This window comes from Brevundimonas sp. GW821-FHT10E09 (genome assembly GCF_058809375.1).
The window spans coordinates 62,980-79,121 of the sequence record NZ_JBXASO010000015.1 but is presented as its reverse complement, the minus strand read 5'-3'; the positions used below and the strand labels follow the sequence as shown (position 1 = coordinate 79,121).

Sequence of the window (16,142 nt, the reverse complement as noted above, 5' to 3'; positions counted from 1 at the left end):
ACCTCAGGAATGAGGGGTCCTTATTCGACGCCGATCACACCGCTAACGGGGTCCCTTTTCCACGCCGATCCACAGCCACCTCTACAGCCTGCCGGAAGGCGAGACGGTCGAGCCCTACCCGGTGGCCAAGATCGAAGCCTGGGACTGGTTGAAAGCCAATATCCGCATCGAATCGCAGGGCACGGCCAAGCGCGCAGACTCCGTCCAGCGCACGGTGATCGAGGCCCTGCTAACCGACCCCGATCCCTATGACGTGATCTTCGACGATGACGGCAAGGGCGAGATCGCAGACGTCGTCGCCCTGCGGATTACCGACAGCGTCGTTTCAGCCACCCTGTTCCACTGCAAATATTCCGGGGCCGATACGCCGGGCGCGCGGCTCAGCGACCTGTACGAGGTTTGTGGACAGGCGCAGAAGTCGGCGCGTTGGCGCGACCGCCCCAATCGAATGCTGCAGCATATGCTCAAGCGTGAGCAGAAGCGTCGTGACAGAGGTCTCAGCTCTCGGATCGAAACGGGCTCTGCGGCCGCGATCAAGAAGCTGAAGGCGGGGTGGCAGGATTATCGGTTCGAATATGACGCTCGGATCGTGCAACCTGGCCTATCGCGCAAAGCCATCGGGGAAGAGGGCCTCCACCTATTGGCCGGCGTCGAGACCTACCTGCTCGAAACTCGCGGAATGCGCCTTCGTGTCATAGGCAGCGACTGACAGTCGATCACTAGGGACGCCGGTCGTCCATTGAATAAGCCACGGGGGGCCAATGTCTTCACTTGCCTGGATTGATTTCGATGAAGCCGAGCGCCAGCGCGCGCAGCGGATCATGGCCCTATTCCAGGAGCGGGAAACCCGCGACGAACTGGGTCTGGGCGGCATCCGCGATTCGATCGCCGATCACCTTTTCCCGGGCACCAGCACCATCCAAACCCGGCTGCGCTACATGCTGTTCATCCCTTGGCTGTTCCAGATGCTCGAAGGATCATCGGCCGGGGCGGATCAGCTCGCGAGCGAAGCGCGCGCCCTCGAAAACCGGCTCGCCAACGCGCTCAAAGCCGGCGGCGAGTCCAACGGAATCATTGGCAGGGATGCCGGTGCGGACCTCCAGAGACTGCCCAGTTCGGTCTACTGGGCCGGGCTCGGCACATGGGGCATCCGTCTCTTCCCAGGCTCAACCGACAACCTCTTTTCGTCCATGCGCCATCTCCAACGCGCGCGGCCTCGTGTCCGCGAAAGCGAGGATTCAGCGTCCGAGGCCCAAGCCCTTCAGATCTGGACCGCGACGCTGCCAGCGCGTCCCACCGACCTGCTCGACCATACGCAGTTCAAGCTCTCGCTCGACGAGGCCCAGTTCATCATCGATCGGCTCATCGCCCATCAACCGCACAGCCTCTTGGCGTTTTTGGCGCGAAGCGGGTCCAGCCAAGCTGAATGCGACAACATCTGGGAGCACCCCCATCTTGCCGATTTCCCTGACGACGCCCGCACATTGGTCGGCCATGGCGCGATATTCTCCAGCGTGATGCACGGCGCCTCGCTGCTCTACAACTTGCTACTCAGCCGGCTCCGTGAGCGGGCCGAATGGATCGAGAAATACGAGGTGCGGTTTGCCGAATGGCAATCCAGCCTGGACATGGCCGCAATCCGGGCTTGGTCACTCGATGCCTTCTGGGCAGCGATCGATCATCCCGCACACAGCATCCGACCCGCTGCCAAACGCTTCGTCGCCGAATGGCTTGGCCTGTTGACCGCGGGCAGCGTCCTAGACGGTGCGCTGACACCGGCCGCCCGTCTTGTGCAGGATCGCGAGCGGCGACTGAAAACAAGCCAGTCCCGATTTGCCAATCGAGCCGTGCGAGACCGTTGGACAGGCGCTTCTGGTGTCGAGCCGCTGACCTTCCGATGGGCGCAAGCCAAGTCGCACCTGCGGGATCTTGCCAGTGCTGAATAGAACGACGCTCGATCCGGAAACCCGCGTTCTATACGGCGACAGCCTTCAGCCCCCTCCGGGCTATGTCTTCGACGCTGCGATCGCGACGACTTTCTCGCTCGATTTCGAAACCGCGCTCGCCGCACCCGTCAGCCTCGCCCTGTTCGCGGCTGAAAATCGTGACGACATTCTCACCCACCCGCTGGCGCTGCTCGAAGGTGCCGAGCGGATCGCTGGACGCCTCGTCATTTATGCCGATGCAGGGCATCTTCATGCTCAAAGCCGCCCTCATTCACGGCTCTGCTCTCTGCTCGAACGCATCATCGTCGAAGTCGCCGCACCGCGCGAAGGTGCGTTCCATCCCAAGCTCTGGGCTCTCCGCTTTCGGCCGACGCGCGCCGAAGATCCGACGCTCCTGCGGTTGCTGGTGCTCTCGCGCAACCTTACGCGAGATCGGTCCTGGGACATCTCGCTACGCCTCGATGGCGAGCTGACGCGCCGTCCCGATGCGAACAACCGGCTGCTCTTCGATCTTCTGAGCCGACTGCCAGACCTCGCTGTCGCCGGCATCTCCGACGATGCGCGCACACTGACCGCCGAGGTTGCCGAAGATATTCGGCGCGCCCGGTGGAGCGTGCCCGACCGGTTCGACGAGGTCAGCTTCGCGGTCAACGGGTTTGGCGGGAAAATCTGGCAGCCTGCGTCCTGCGCGCGACTGGGCGTCATCTCGCCCTTTTGCGATACCAGTGCGCTCAACCTGCTCAGCGGGCTGCCGACAGCAGAAAAGCCCGTCATCATCAGCCGGCCGGATCAATTGGCTTGCGTCGACAGCGCCACACTGGACGCTTTTGAACGCGTTTCCGTCCTCGACGAAATGGCCGCAAGCGAAGACGGCGAGGAGGTCTCCACCAGCGCGCTTCAGGGACTACACGCCAAGGCATTCATCGCCGAGACGGGCTGGGACACGATCCTGACAATCGGGTCCGGCAACGCGACCCGTCCTGCCCTTCTGTCGGGCAACAATGTGGAGCTCTTCGCTTCGCTCAGAGGCAAGCGATCTAAGGTCGGCAGCGTCGAGCAGATCATGGGCGAGAAGGGCTTTGGGCGCCTCACCCGCACCTTCGTTGCCAGCGAGCTTGAACCCATTGATCCCGCCACCATCGCCGCAGAGGCCCGGCTCGACGACGCACGCCGCGCCTTGTGCCGCGGTGGATTGCGCCTGCGCTGTGAGCGGATCGAAAGCATTGACGGCGATGCGCACCCGTGGCGCGTCTGGCTCATTCCCACGGAGCCGTTGCCGCTTGTCGGCGTCGCCTCGCTGCAGGTTTGGCCCATCACCCGAGGAGATGGCCATGCCAGCGATGTGCTGGATGCCCTTCGCGCAGGAACGGCCGTCGATCTCGGTGCCATGCCGATCGTCGACCTCACCCGCTTTCTGGCCTTTCGGTTGACCGCAGACGGTGCCCAGGTGTCAGCCCTGTTCAGCACCAGTCTGGTGATGGAAGGCCTTCCACCTGAACGCCATGCCGCCATTCTTCGCTGGGTGATCGACAGCCGAGATGCGTTCTTTCGCTATCTGCGGCTCCTCTTGTCAGAACTCGGCGATCCATTCGGCGCGGCCTTGGCGGCGCAGGAAGGTTCCGGCAGCATGGCTTGGGCCAGTGCCGCCGACGACGCACCGCTCCTGGAAGATATGGTTCGCGCCTTGTGTCGTGGAGGCGAAAGACTTCATGCAATCGAACGCCTGATGACGCGATTGGAGGCTGGCAACGATACCGGCGCCGATCCGATACCCAGCGATTTCCGAACCCTTTGGGATGCTTTCCGCATTGCCCTCCAGGATCAGGGCCTCAGCCATGACGGATAACCGGTTTGAAGCCGAAGCTGCCCTCGCTCCGCTGAAAGCCTTTCAGCGTCGTACAGTCGATTATGTGTTTGACCGGCTTTACGGCGATCAGGATCCCGTGAGGCAATTTCTCGTCGCGGACGAAGTGGGCCTTGGCAAAACCATGGTCGCGCGCGGCGTCATCGCCCGCACTATCGAGAAGCTTTGGGGCAGCACCGACCGGATCGATATCCTCTATATCTGTTCCAATCAGGCGATTGCAGCTCAGAACATAAATCGGCTCAATGTGCTTGGCCGACGCGAGTTGGCGTTACCGACGCGCATGACCCTTATACCGCTCCAGGTCCGGGGCGATCAGGGGCTCGACGCCAACAAGGTCAACTTCATCAGCCTGACACCAGGCACGACCTTTGACCTGCGCTCGACCACAGGCGTCACGCAGGAACGCGCCTTGCTGCTGCGGATGCTCGAAGACCGGGTGTCGCGGCCGCGCGGCCTGCACAATCTGCTTCAGGTGTCCGCCGGTGTTGATGGCTGGAATACCGCCGTCCGCGAGCTGTCTCTGGATGGTGTTGATCAACGGATCATCGATCGCTTCCGCCGCGACGTCGAAAAAGATGCCGAACTGTTCACGGAACTGGAGGCGGTCTGCGATCTCTTCCCGCGTCGCCGTGAGACCTATCCTCAAGAGCTGAACCAGCGGCGCAATGCCTTGGTCGGTCGTCTTCGCGGCAAACTCTCACACGCCTGCATCGACGCCCTGAAACCCGACCTCATAATCATGGATGAGTTTCAGCGGTTCCGCGACTTGCTCCACGGCGAAACCCCGGCCGCTGACCTGGCGCGCGAGCTGTTCGACTACTCGGACGGCAAGGGTCATGCCGCGCGCACGCTTCTGCTTTCCGCCACACCCTACCGGATGCTGACATTGTCGGGTGACGAACCCGATGACGGCGAACATTACCGTGATTTTCTGGAGACCTTGTCCTTCCTCTACGGTCGGACAAACGGTCCCGACGTGGCCAAAGCGCTGGAACGCGAAATGCGCGAGTTTCGCGGCTTCCTTCATGCGCTGCCCGGCGCGCGCAACGAGGCCATCGGCGCGCGTCATGTCGTCGAGGACCGGCTGCGCAAGGTAATGGCGCGCACCGAACGCGTGGCCAGCACCATCGAGCGCGACTCAATGGTGAGCGAGCCGCCGATGGCCATCACGATCCTGCCATCTGATCTACGCCAGGCCGCAGCAGTGTCGGACGTTGCGCGCGCCCTCGATGCGCCGGAGATCACCGAATACTGGAAGTCCGCGCCCTACCTCCTCAACTTCATGCGCGACTATGCGCTCAAGCGGCTTCTGAAAGATCAGCTCGACAAGCCGGCGGCCAACCTGTGCGCTGCGCTCGACCGCGCACGGCCTGCCATGCTGGATCGCGACCGGCTTGACGCCTACGAGCCGCTCGAACCCGCTAACGGTCGGATGCGCGGCCTCATGAATGACGTGTTCGGCGATGGTCTCGATCAACATCTCTGGATCCCACCATCCCTACCCTATTACGGTCCCGAGCGATCCGGGCCGCCGCTGACCAAGGCGCTGATCTTCTCATCCTGGTCGATGGTGCCCGATGCGATCGCGTCAATCCTGTCCTACGAGGCCGAACGCCGCATGGGCGTCGGCGCTTCGGGGCAGCGATATTTCGGTCATGTTCGCCCACGCCCCATCCAGTTCCGGCAAAATCAAGGGCGGCTTGTCGCCATGCGCGCAATGCACCTGGTCTATCCGTCGCCGACCTTGGCACGCCTTGCCGACCCTCTTGCGATCTTTGGAGCGTCAAACGAAACCCTGTCGGTCGAAGCCATGCGTAAAGCCGTCGCCGACCGCTTGCGCGAGAGCGTCGCCGCGCTCGCCGAGCGGTCAGGCGACACCGCAGATGGCCGCGATTGGGAATGGGCTGCCCCGGCCGTCATCGACGCCATGGCGAAAGCCAGCTCCGTCGCCTGGGTCAACTCGCCTTACGGCTTCGCCCTCCTCGGCAACGAAGAGGGTTTCAAGGAGCATGTCGCCGAACTGCGGACTGTGACAACCGAACGCACCTTTGGACCCGTACCGGACACGCTGATTGACCTTCTGGTCGATGTTGCTCTCGGCAGCCCCGCAGTCTGTGCGCTGCGCGCCCTGCACCGGATCGCGCCCGATCTCGCTTGGGACGATCATCGACTGCTGAAGGCAGCGAACCAGATCTCTTGGGGATTCCGCACGCTTTTCAACCAGCACGACGCCGTCGCCCTCCTCCGCAAGGACGACGATGACCGCTATTGGCGCCAGGTGCTCACCTACGGCGTTGAGCATAACCTTCAGGCCGTTCTCGACGAGTATGTCCACTATCTGCTCGACGCCGAGGGCTTGGGCGCCAAGCCAGCCGTCGATCGTATCGCTGGGATCAGCAGGGCGATCTCGGAGGCGTTGGCCATTCGCCCCTCGCAGATCGATGTCGAGGATCCAACGGTCGACGGTAAGAAGCTGGTGATCAACAAGTTCCAGATGCGCGGGCGCTTCGCCATGCGCCTGGCCGACTACAAAGACGAGGAAGGCGGGGCCGCACGCCTCTCCAGCGTTCGCGATGCCTTCAACTCACCGTTCCGACCCTTCGCGCTGGCCACGACCTCCGTCGGACAGGAAGGCCTCGACTTTCACCCTTATTGCTATCGGCTCTATCACTGGAACTTGCCCGGAAATCCCGTCGATCTCGAGCAGCGCGAGGGGCGTGTCCACCGATTCAAGGGTCACGCAATCCGCCTAAATCTGGCGCATCGGCAGGTCGACGTGGTGCGTGGGCGCGAGAGAGATCACGATGATCCCTGGCAGGTCATGTTCGACGCAGCTCGCGCCGAGACCGAGAATGACTCTGACCTCATTCCCTACTGGATTTACGAAGGGCCGGTGAAGGTCGAACGCCGCGTGCCCATGCTCCCGTTCAGCCGCGAGGTCCGACGACTCGAGTGGCTCAAACGAAGCCTGACCGTCTATCGCCTCGCGTTCGGACAACCGCGTCAGGAAGACCTGCTGGAGTATCTTCACAGCCTCATGGGAACCGCCATGGCGGCAGAAGATCTCGCCGACCTGCAAATCCGGCTCCAACCGTGACGTCGCGCCGCTCAGTCGCCTTCAACGGCAAGTGCCTTGCAGCGCTCCCCGACCAAGGCGATCACCTTCTCCTGCGCTGTCTTGGCGGCCTCAGCCTCGGCCGCGAAGGCAGGTAGCTGAAGCCCCTGCGCCCGGTCGGCCACACGCGCGGTCAAGTCCGCAATCGCAGTCTCGGCATCTCCGGCGGATACGCCGATTGTCCGCGCCAGCGCGAGGAAGTCCTGGCGCGTCAGACGGTCATCCTTGCCGTTGAGCTTGAGCGCCATGCGATCGCCCCCCAAACCCGGGAAGACGCGCGTGGTGACGGCGTCGTAGAGCGGCGCGAACCGCACGCTCGTGAAGGCCTTGGCATCCACCTCGGCGACTTTGAGCACAGCGAGGTTCTTGAGATGCATATCGCCATCGGCGATGAGCCAGGCGAACACGGCCCGGCGGAACAGGATATCGAGATCGCTGGCCGGATCGGTCGACAGCGGTCGTAGGCCGCGCGCCATCCGCTCGATCGTTCCGTCGTATTTGGCGGATGCTGGAAGGTCCAAAATGGAGCAAAAGTCCTCCATCGCCAGACGCCGCTGATCCGCTGGCCCGCGACGAATATCGAACCGCTCGACGACCAGTGCAGGCGACATGCCGTCGGGCATCTCCAGCAGCGCGGCGTCGGGCACATCGAACCCGGCCGAGCGGCCAAGCTCCAGGCAAAGCCACTCGACGACCGGTAACGTCTCGAAGCCCGCCGTGCCGGCGGGCTTGAGGATATGGGTGAACGGCTGATCGATGGCCGGAACGAGGGCGCCATCAGGCATCAGGCTCATCGGCGCCTTGATCTGGACGCCCGACAGGCGCGGCGTTTCCGCGCGCGCGAAGATGCGCGCCAGGTTCTGCTCGAAGGTCTCCTCGATCTCGCCCCGCGCCGGACCGGCGTAGCGGCCCGTGAAGCGACCGGTGTCGATGTATCCAGCCAGTGTTGTCGTGAGAATGTCAGCAGGCAGCGCCGCCAGTTCTTCTCGACCCTCGACGATGACGATGTTCGACATATATCGCCGTCCGCGCCGGAGCGCCTCGCGTTCATCGCGTTCGTGGAGAACCTGCGCCAGCCAGCCCTCGGGAAGCAGCGATTCAATGAAGGCCGGCAGCTTGCCCGGCGTGGTTTCGCGCACGAGGGCCGGTCCCGCTCGACGCCCCGGCTTCCAGCGCCATTCAAATCCATCGTGGGTCAGCCGGCCGAGCGGCTCACCGTGCCAGGCGACGAGGAGATCGAGCGCTGCCTTGTTGACCGGCGCCTTGGCAACGCCCGGCTGAGCTAGCAGAAAGCGTTCGGCGCCTTCGCCTTCGCGATACCATTCGTTCTCACGCGCCAGCACCCAGACGGCGTCGGCTGCGGCTTGGGGCGTCCCATGTTCCTCCACCAGACGCGCCGCCATCTGCGCGCGCATGTCGGCGGTAACCGCGCTCGCATGTTCGCTGCGCAGGCGGAACGCTTCGAGAAAGCGTTGGCGCGGCGATGAGGCGTCGACGCGCAATTCGCCCAGGTCGTCGCCGATGACCGCGATCGCCGTCGATGGATGCTTCGGCGCTTCGTTCTGGATGATCTCAAGCGTCCGCAACCGCGTGCGCTGGTTGCGGCGGCCGCTGATAAACAGCCGCCCGTCGGGCGTCGGCGCGAGCAGCGCTGCACTCGCCGACGACAGATAGGCGTTGGGATAGAGATAGTGTGCAATTCGGACCGCATGACCGAGGATCGTCACCTCGATGTCACCTTGGTCATCGACGTAAACCCCGCGCACGAGCTGGATCAACTCACCGGTCTGCGCGCGCTGATGCGCGCGTTTGGCGTCAATTGTCTCACCGACTAGATGAAGAGCCATAGGATTATCCCGCATCTCAGATGCGCGTTAATCCCACCATCCGGCGCCGCGTGCAAGAATTATCGCGCATCTGAGATGCGCGATAATCCCGACGCAAAGAGCGATTGGAGCGCGCCGATCTAGAATGATCGGCGCGCTCCAGAACAATCATGCCGCGAACGGCACGCAGCCAGCCCTATGGCGACTGGCCTAGCGGGCTCCGAGCGGGTTCGCCGCCATCCCCGCCACCGCCCTTGATCCGCCCCTCGCGGCGGCTTCTCCGACGGTCCCGGCGCTTCTGGGTCCCGGTCCCCAAGCTTGAACGGTCAGGGCGTCGTCGATTGATCGAGCGAGGTGGCCTGCACGATGGCGCGGAAATTCTCCAGAAACTCGGGGTGCCGCCCCGCGAGAAATCCCTCGATCTCGGGCTTCGCCAGCAGGCGCTCGATAAAGCCGGACGCCACGACCAGGACCAGCATGTCGTCGCCATAGGAGACCTCAAGCTCCTTATAGTCCTCGCTCACGGACGCCATCTCCCGTTCGAGACGCCCCATCTGCTCGGCCGACAACCCCGTCGCCTTCTTGAGTTCGTCAGGCTTGTGCAGATCCGACGGCTTCGAGGTCGCCAGGAGCGCCTTGGCATAACTGACCGTATAATTGTTCGCCGACACCATCAGTTCGGCCACCTCAAGCTGACGGATCGGCTTCATCTTGCGCAGCTTCTGGAAGGCGTGGTGCCCTACCGGCTTGTCCTTCAGCAGCTCGGCGACATCCCCGCTGATCCCTGCCAGAAGATGTCGGCGCTGGCGGATCACCTTCACGTCGACATTGAGCGCTCGCGCCAGCTTTTCCTCCGACACCCCACGATCGAGCGCGCGCACGATCATGTAGTGTTCCTGTATCGTCGCCAGCCGGTTGACCCGCTTGTTGTAGGTGAAGGACTCGTCGTCATCGGCGACAACGCAAGGGGCCTCGGTCGCACCAAGAAACCGCAGGGCATCAAGGCGCATGTGTCCGTCGAGGAGAAGGTAGCTGCCGCCCTTCTGGCGCGCGATCGACAGCGGCTCGATCAGCCCGACTTCCGCAACAGATGCCGCGATCCGGCGATATTTGACGGACTCACGCACCCCTGCCGGCAGCGCCTTGGTCGCCAAGAGCTCACCGATCGGGAGGGCTAGGATCTTGCGCTCGAAGGCGATTTTGACCGTATCGGACATCTTACGCCTTCGTAGGTCCGATCCGCTCGGCCAGTGCGCGCGGCAAGGTGCTCAGCCCCTCCGCCCGCAGCAGCGTCACGAAATGATCGTCGGCCAGCAGACGCCGCATGGCGTTGGCAACGAACAGCAACCGGCTGCGCGCCAGGGAGGCGCGCTTGATCAGCAGCTTCTGCCGTTCCGTCTCGCGTTGATAGGCGCGGATCAGGCTCTCCGATGTGACAGGCTTTTGGGTGCGACCAACCCGCGATCCCCGCTTGTGAAGCTGCTTGCCGCTGGTGTTGCGCTGTTCGATGATCTGCCGGATCGCGAGCACCTGATTGCCCGGGATCGACTTCTCCTCATAGGCCTGCGCCAGCGCCTGCTGAACCTCGCCTTCCTTGGCGCGGGCGATTTCCATCGCGATTGAATGTGGGATGACGCCGCGCTCGACCGCCGCGATCAGCTTCTCCTCGCCATTGTCGAGCAACAGGCAGATCGCACTGACATACTCGACGGAGAAATCGACCTTGGCGGCGATCTCCGGGTGCGAATAGCCCCGGGCGCTCAGCGCGCCGATGGCGTGAACCAGTTCCAATGGGCTGTGCTGGCGCCGCGCAAGGTTCTCGACCAAGCTCATGACGTAACAATCTTCCTCGGCCGCATCGATCACGATGGCCGGGATTTCGGTCTGGCCGAGCGCGATGAAGGCCTCGAGGCGACCCTGACCGCACACCAGGTCAAACCGCGTCTTTCCGGGTCGCTGGCTGACCGTGATCGGCTTCTTCAGCCCGAGATGGGCAATGCTATTCACCAGCTCCTGGAAGATCCGCTTGTTGCGAACCCGCGGGTTGAGAATGGTGATCAGATCGACCGGCACCGAGCGGATTTCGGGGGGCGGCGCGCTCATGCGGCAACCTTCAGCGGCACGCGGCGCGTCAGATCGAAAAACGCCTCCAAGGTATCGAAGCGGTAGGCATCGAGTAGGATGCCGTTCTCTGGTGCGAGCCTCAGATTCGGCGTGGTGCCGACGTCCAGCCATGGCAGCAAGTAGTAGTCGTGTATGGCGGCATTATCTTCCTGCATCCGCGCCACGATGGTGATGCTGGGCCTCAACCCGCTGTCGAAGCGGACCTTCCAGCGCAGCCCGCCGGCGGGGCTGATGTGACACCGAGAAATCACCAGCGAGGCCGTGAACTCGTCATTGATATGCAGGAGGTCGGTGACGGGGTCGCGGCGCACCGTGCCGCCGGCCGCGCCAATGTCGGCGATGACCTGTGCCACGACATCGGGATGCAGTGTCCGCAGCGTTCGATTGGTCTCGATATAGCGATAGTCCCGCGACGGGGCGTACCCGACAAGCTGGTAGGCGCGCACCAAGCTTCCGAAACGGTGTCGGAACGTCGAGCTGGACGGCATGTCCTCGACCTCGTCGATCACGAGGCCCGACAACCAACCCTTCTCAACGAGCAGGGCTGACAGCCGACCAAGAAGCTCCTCGTCGGTGAAACGGCGGCTGCGCTCTTGAATAATCCGCTGGGCCGCCTCGAAGAAATCACGCTCGACGATCGCCTCGAAAGCCCCATCGCCCCGGACCCACATATCGGGCGTGTTCACCACCCGCTTGGCTTTCAGCTTGAAGGACGCCCGATTGTAGACGTTGTTGCCGATGTACTTTTCATTGGTCAGCACCTGGTGAACGGTTCCGCGCGTCCATGGCCGACCAAGATCGGTGAGGATGCCCTCATCATTGAGGGCTGCGGCGATCTCCGTTTCGGTGCGGCGCTGGACGACGAACATCCGGTAGAGACGCCGGACAACCTCGATCTCTTCAGGTGGCCCCGGCCTGAGCACGACCCGGTCCGTTTGCAGGCTCTTCTGCTCTCCATGATTGAGGACCGCTTTGGGCTGGCGATGCTCATCGACGAGATAGCGGCGTAGGCCAAAGCCCGCGGCACCGCCTTGACGGAAACCGAGGCGGATCAACCGGCATTGGCCAGTAAAAACCTTCACCGACAGCTCACGGCTATATTCGCCAGCCATCGCCCGCTTCATGCTCTTGATGATCGTCGCGCTCAGGCTGCCATCATTCTCGAACTGCTCAGCACAGTATTGAACGGCGATCCCCGCTTCCCGGCAGATGAACTCGTAATAGGCGCTCTCATCAGCGTCCTGGAACCTGCCCCAGCGGCTCACGTCATAGACTAGGATCGCCTTGAAGTCGGTCTGACCGCCTCGCACGTCGGCGATGAGCTGCTGAAGCGATAGCCGACCATCGAGCCGAAGGCCGCTCTTGCCCGAGTCCTCGTAGGTCTTCACAATCTCGAAGCCACGCCGAGCGGCATATTGGGCGATGATTTCGGCCTGGTTCTCGGTCGAATATTTCTGATGCTCCGTCGACATACGGACATACTGCGCAGCGCGCACCGGAGGCCGCGGCGATGCTTCAGCAGTGACCGTCTCCGATAGGTTCATCACACCGGCTGCTTTCGTTTAGGCTCCGAGCGGACAGGTTCGACTTCCCACCAAATCTATTGGGAGTCAGGACGAATGTCGTTCTCCGAGAAAGACCGAAAACTTCAGTCGAAAACTGGAAACTCTTTTCCGTCGCCCCAACCTAACGAGCCGCTTGCCGCCGCGATCGCCGCAGCGCTGAAGGCGGAATTTGGCAACACGCCCTCTGCCCACAAGACCGTGGCGCAGCTCACGCGCTCAAACGAGCGCGCGGTTCGGAACTGGTTCGAGGGCAAAAACAGCCCCAGCGGGGAGAACCTGGTAATCCTGATGCGTCACTCTGATCTCGTCCTCCGCACGATGCTCAGCTTGGCGGATCGGCAAGACTTGGTTTTGGCGATCGGTCTGGCGAGCCTGCGACGACAGCTTGTTGACGCCGTCGCGGCGATCGACGGACTGCCCCTCCCGCCTGACTAAGAGCTACGGGACGACAAGAACGACCCCGCCGATTTGTACGCCATTGCCGCCGCGAGCCCTACTCCGGTGCGTTCGCTCTTTTCATGTCGGGTCTATCGGCTCCAATCGGCATCAGACGCCAATCTTGCACACCGCCAACGAACTGGACTCCTGCGGTCAGAACGAGTGGGCGCCTCGAGCCACGCTGGGCATGTTTTTGGCAGTAGTGAACGGGCGACAGAGCTATTCGACAAAGCTCAGTCGCCCGTTCGCGGGATCGAACCGTAGTCAGAAGAAATCTTGGCGCTGATCAACTTACTTGGTGTCAGCTCTTGACGTTCGGAAGGTCCGCTAACGGCGCGAACAGAACCGGTGTATCAGCTCGCGCCAGCCCTCGGCCGCGCGGGCAACGCCTCGCGCAATACACGGATTGCCGACCGCAGGAAGATCAGGGCGATAATCCCGCCCACGCCCGTGTCGAGCATGCCCAAGTCGGCAGGCTCAAACAGGCCCTCAGCTGGAGCTGGGATCGATCTGCCGAGCGCAGGGCCACGCCTTAGTCAACGCCTCGTTGGCTCCGGCCGCCATGTGCTTGTCTCTGAGATAAGTCTCTGATTCGGCCCAGCGCAGATAAGCTTGGCGGAGACGCTGACGGTCATATCTCGGGGCGCCGCACACGGCGCGACGGACGATCAACTCATCGAGCATACCCTGCAGATAGGCTCCGCACTCGGGCGCCCCGCGTCTGCATTGCTCCAAAAGGGCGGAGCCGGTTGCGGAAGGCGGAACATCTTGAGTCACGCCCGATCCCGGTGAGACAACTAAGCTTGCGAGCGAAAAGTAGAAAATACCGAGGTTCATAATCTTCGGCCTCCTTGGGTCAAACCTGTTACGAGAACTTTCATGCAGAGCTCGCAGTTCACGCCTTTCGCCCTCTGCTGAAATAGGCGTAAAACTGTTCAAGCGCGGCGGTTCCCTCCGCCAGCCGTTCGTTGTCATCATCCGTTCGGGCGCAAATTCCGGCGATGAGGGCGCCCAGGCCGGCCGTCTCCGGCCGATTGAAGCGGCTGTCAGCGATGTCGAGGTCGTGAATGATTTCGCCGATCGCGACCAGCGCGGTATCATTGTCGAGTTGTGTCCGCACGAGCAGCGTCTCGAAGGTGCAGCGCTCGCCTTCGTGGGTGAACTCGGCATTCGCCATGTCAAACCTGAGTTCGTCCGCGGCAGGCTCGTAGCCTTGGCCGTCGACGAACTTGAAAGTCGCTTCGGGGTCGATGAAGCGCTGGATCAGCCAGGCCGACGCGATACGATCGACATGGATGCCGCGCCGGGTGATCCAGACCCGCTGTCTCAGGTCGGCGGTCGCGATCACCGCCTGACACGTCGAACTGACGTCAGGGTGCCGCGTCGAGCGCGTCACCAGGTCTGCGAGCGCCGCTTCGGCAGCTTGCCGGCCGTGGGTGCCGAAATAGTCGATGGCCGCGATTTCGGCCAGACGCGCGCGCAGGCGAACAATCTCGCGGGCGACCTGCCCGTCGTCGATCGTGCGCGCCTCGCGGGCGAGGTCCTCGTAATCGGAATCGCGAACCGCATCGAACAGGGCTCGCACGTCCGCGTCTCCCAAGCCACCGACCAGCGCAGCCTCCAAAATGATGGCCTCACCCCCGCCCTCGGTGATCTCGCGCAGCAGGTCGTCGAACAGAGCTGCCGTGTCGTCGCGAAGCGGTAGCGCGTGAACGGCGTTCTTCAGCGGAGTCGCCCCGATCGCCTGCAGCCGCCGCCAGACTTTGACGCGCAGATAGGCGGGCTTGGCGGGCAGTTGGTGGATCAACAGCAGCCACGGGGCGCGCGAGCCGGGGAACGAAATCATATACAAGCTGTATCATTCAATGACCACAAATGATACAGGTGAACGAGCTAGCGAGTTGAGGAGGTGGTATGACCTGGGTCGCCTGCGATTGGTCACCTGAAACTGGAAGTTGGTCTGGTCGGAACGAGGTCCCTGGCGCGACTCCGGGCCTAGCGGCATGAGCGCCGGAACGGACATCAATACGACGGTCGATCTCTCGGAACCGCGCCCGGAGGCCGCGCCGCCCAACCTGACGCATGCGCAGTTGTTCATTCGGTTTCTAAGGTTCGGCTTGCTGGCCTGGGGCGGTCCGGTCGCACAGATCGCCATGGTGCGCCGTGAACTGGTCGACGACGAGCGCTGGATCTCCAGCGAGCGCTTCAACAGGCTGCTGGCAGTGATGCAGGTGCTGCCGGGCCCCGAGGCGCACGAACTCTGCGTCCACCTGGGGATGCGCGCCAAGGGAAGACTCGGGGGCATCCTCGCTGGCCTGGGCTTCATGCTTCCCGGCTTTCTCCTCATGATGGCGCTGTCATGGCTCTATTTCCGTATCGCCCTGATCGACACAGCGCTCGGCGCGGCGTTCCTGGGGATTCAGGCGGCGGTGATCGCGTTGATCGTCGCCGCCGTCCATCGGATCGGAAAGCATATCCTGCTGGACGGTCGCCTGTGGATGCTCGCCATCATCTGCGGCCTGGCAGCCTTCGCCGGCGCTCCGTTCTGGATCACCCTTCCGGCCTCCGGGGCGATCTACGCGCTATGGGCGCTCGGCCTGCGAGTATTCGCTGCGCTTGTCGCCGCCGGGGCGACGGCTCTGACGATTCTGGTAATGCTCTTGGCGCCCGATGCCGCAACGCCAGAGGTCCAAACGGCGATCGGTGACCCCGGCCAAGCGCCCGTTTGGCTGTTGTTCGTTTCCGGCTTAAAGGCCGGCCTCCTCACTTTCGGCGGCGCCTACACCGCGATCCCGTTCGTTCGCAACGACGCCGTGGGTCAAGGTTGGATGAACGATGGCCAATTTCTGGATGGCTTGGCGCTGTCGGGCATCCTGCCGGCGCCTCTGATCATCTTCGCAACTTTCGTCGGCTATTTCGGCGGCGGACCGCTCGGCGCCGTAGCCATGACCGTCGGAATATTCCTCCCGGCATTCGCATTTTCGCTGATCCTCTACGACCGTTTGGAATCGGTGCTGGAAGCCAAGCGGCTGCATGCCTTTTTGGCAGGCGTCTCAGCCGGCGTGGTTGGCCTCATCGCCGCTACGACGATCGACTTGGCGACGGTCACAGCCCAGCGCGTCCCGGATCTGATCATTGGCGTGTCTATCTTCGCGGTCGCTTTGGCGTTGCTCTACACATGGAAGAATAAGCTCAACGTCGTGGTCGCGTTGGCCGCCGCCGGGTTAGCGGGCTGGGTCTTTTTCGCTCCGGCGAGTTAAA

12 protein-coding genes are annotated in these 16,142 nt (G+C 62.9%); 6 read left to right on the top strand and 6 right to left on the bottom strand.

Annotated features, from left to right (window positions below):
• Window positions 1–121 precede the first annotated feature (121 nt).
• Genes AC1RSI_RS14130 through AC1RSI_RS14115 form a run of 4 tightly spaced genes read left to right on the top strand, consistent with a single transcriptional unit; the run spans window position 122 to window position 6,910 of the window.
• Window positions 122–709: a hypothetical protein gene (locus tag AC1RSI_RS14130; protein ID WP_492322696.1), complete on the top strand. Its 588-nt coding sequence runs from the start codon at window positions 122–124 to the stop codon at window positions 707–709.
• Between the two features lie 52 nt (window positions 710–761).
• Entirely contained in the window at window positions 762–1,946 is a 1,185-nt protein-coding gene (locus AC1RSI_RS14125; RefSeq protein WP_492322695.1) for a DUF6361 family protein, read from the top strand.
• Window positions 1,936–3,792: a hypothetical protein gene (locus AC1RSI_RS14120; RefSeq protein ID WP_492322694.1), complete on the top strand. Its 1,857-nt coding sequence runs from the start codon at window positions 1,936–1,938 to the stop codon at window positions 3,790–3,792. Before AC1RSI_RS14125 ends, AC1RSI_RS14120 begins: the two co-directional genes overlap by 11 nt.
• Entirely contained in the window at window positions 3,782–6,910 is a 3,129-nt protein-coding gene (locus AC1RSI_RS14115; RefSeq protein WP_492322693.1) for a P-loop NTPase family protein, read from the top strand. The genes AC1RSI_RS14120 and AC1RSI_RS14115 overlap by 11 nt, the downstream gene beginning before the upstream one ends.
• Before the next feature lie 11 nt (window positions 6,911–6,921).
• On the opposite strand, the gene AC1RSI_RS14110 is transcribed toward AC1RSI_RS14115, so the two are convergent.
• From AC1RSI_RS14110 to AC1RSI_RS14095, 4 genes are all read right to left on the bottom strand, one after another.
• Window positions 6,922–8,775: a type II toxin-antitoxin system HipA family toxin gene (locus AC1RSI_RS14110; protein WP_447941576.1), complete on the bottom strand. Its 1,854-nt coding sequence runs from the start codon at window positions 8,773–8,775 to the stop codon at window positions 6,922–6,924.
• A gap of 305 nt (window positions 8,776–9,080) precedes the next feature.
• Complete coding sequence (locus AC1RSI_RS14105) at window positions 9,081–9,971, bottom strand: plasmid partitioning protein RepB C-terminal domain-containing protein (protein ID WP_009820575.1); 891 nt, start codon at window positions 9,969–9,971, stop codon at window positions 9,081–9,083.
• A gap of 1 nt (window position 9,972) precedes the next feature.
• Window positions 9,973–10,857 (bottom strand): plasmid partitioning protein RepB C-terminal domain-containing protein, encoded by an 885-nt coding sequence (locus AC1RSI_RS14100; protein ID WP_009820574.1) that lies wholly within the window; start codon window positions 10,855–10,857, stop codon window positions 9,973–9,975.
• Window positions 10,854–12,422: a recombinase family protein gene (locus AC1RSI_RS14095; protein ID WP_154726560.1), complete on the bottom strand. Its 1,569-nt coding sequence runs from the start codon at window positions 12,420–12,422 to the stop codon at window positions 10,854–10,856. Before AC1RSI_RS14095 ends, AC1RSI_RS14100 begins: the two co-directional genes overlap by 4 nt.
• Window positions 12,423–12,497: 75 nt before the next feature.
• Between AC1RSI_RS14095 and AC1RSI_RS14090 the strand changes: the two genes are divergently transcribed.
• The gene (locus AC1RSI_RS14090) at window positions 12,498–12,878 is read left to right on the top strand and encodes a hypothetical protein (RefSeq protein ID WP_154726561.1); all 381 of its coding nucleotides are present in this window, start codon (window positions 12,498–12,500) and stop codon (window positions 12,876–12,878) included.
• A gap of 492 nt (window positions 12,879–13,370) precedes the next feature.
• Here the strand turns inward: AC1RSI_RS14090 and AC1RSI_RS14085 are convergent, their stop codons facing one another.
• Both AC1RSI_RS14085 and AC1RSI_RS14080 read right to left on the bottom strand, forming a co-directional pair.
• Entirely contained in the window at window positions 13,371–13,718 is a 348-nt protein-coding gene (locus AC1RSI_RS14085) for a Rap1a/Tai family immunity protein (RefSeq protein ID WP_443029313.1), read from the bottom strand.
• Between the two features lie 58 nt (window positions 13,719–13,776).
• Window positions 13,777–14,727 carry a chromate resistance protein ChrB domain-containing protein gene (locus AC1RSI_RS14080; RefSeq protein WP_176695932.1) on the bottom strand — a complete coding sequence of 317 codons (951 nt, stop codon included), beginning with the start codon at window positions 14,725–14,727 and terminating at the stop codon, window positions 13,777–13,779.
• A 157-nt stretch (window positions 14,728–14,884) separates the two neighbouring features.
• Here AC1RSI_RS14080 and AC1RSI_RS14075 point away from each other — a divergent pair, with 157 nt between their 5' ends.
• Window positions 14,885–16,141, top strand: coding sequence for a chromate transporter (locus tag AC1RSI_RS14075; protein ID WP_157105659.1), 1,257 nt, complete (start codon window positions 14,885–14,887; stop codon window positions 16,139–16,141).
• Window position 16,142: the final 1 nt, after the last annotated feature.

Excerpts from the sequence above, each read along its gene's own strand:
- AC1RSI_RS14085 (WP_443029313.1), bottom strand. The coding sequence starts at position 13,718 with ATGAACCTCGGTATTTTCTACTTTTCGCTCGCAAGCTTAGTTGTCTCA.
- AC1RSI_RS14100 (WP_009820574.1), bottom strand. The coding sequence starts at position 10,857 with ATGAGCGCGCCGCCCCCCGAAATCCGCTCGGTGCCGGTCGATCTGATC.
- AC1RSI_RS14115 (WP_492322693.1), top strand. The coding sequence starts at position 3,782 with ATGACGGATAACCGGTTTGAAGCCGAAGCTGCCCTCGCTCCGCTGAAA.
- AC1RSI_RS14075 (WP_157105659.1), top strand. The coding sequence starts at position 14,885 with ATGAGCGCCGGAACGGACATCAATACGACGGTCGATCTCTCGGAACCG.
- AC1RSI_RS14095 (WP_154726560.1), bottom strand. The coding sequence starts at position 12,422 with ATGAACCTATCGGAGACGGTCACTGCTGAAGCATCGCCGCGGCCTCCG.
- AC1RSI_RS14110 (WP_447941576.1), bottom strand. The coding sequence starts at position 8,775 with ATGGCTCTTCATCTAGTCGGTGAGACAATTGACGCCAAACGCGCGCAT.
- AC1RSI_RS14105 (WP_009820575.1), bottom strand. The coding sequence starts at position 9,971 with ATGTCCGATACGGTCAAAATCGCCTTCGAGCGCAAGATCCTAGCCCTC.
- AC1RSI_RS14125 (WP_492322695.1), top strand. The coding sequence starts at position 762 with ATGTCTTCACTTGCCTGGATTGATTTCGATGAAGCCGAGCGCCAGCGC.
- AC1RSI_RS14080 (WP_176695932.1), bottom strand. The coding sequence starts at position 14,727 with ATGATTTCGTTCCCCGGCTCGCGCGCCCCGTGGCTGCTGTTGATCCAC.
- AC1RSI_RS14090 (WP_154726561.1), top strand. The coding sequence starts at position 12,498 with ATGTCGTTCTCCGAGAAAGACCGAAAACTTCAGTCGAAAACTGGAAAC.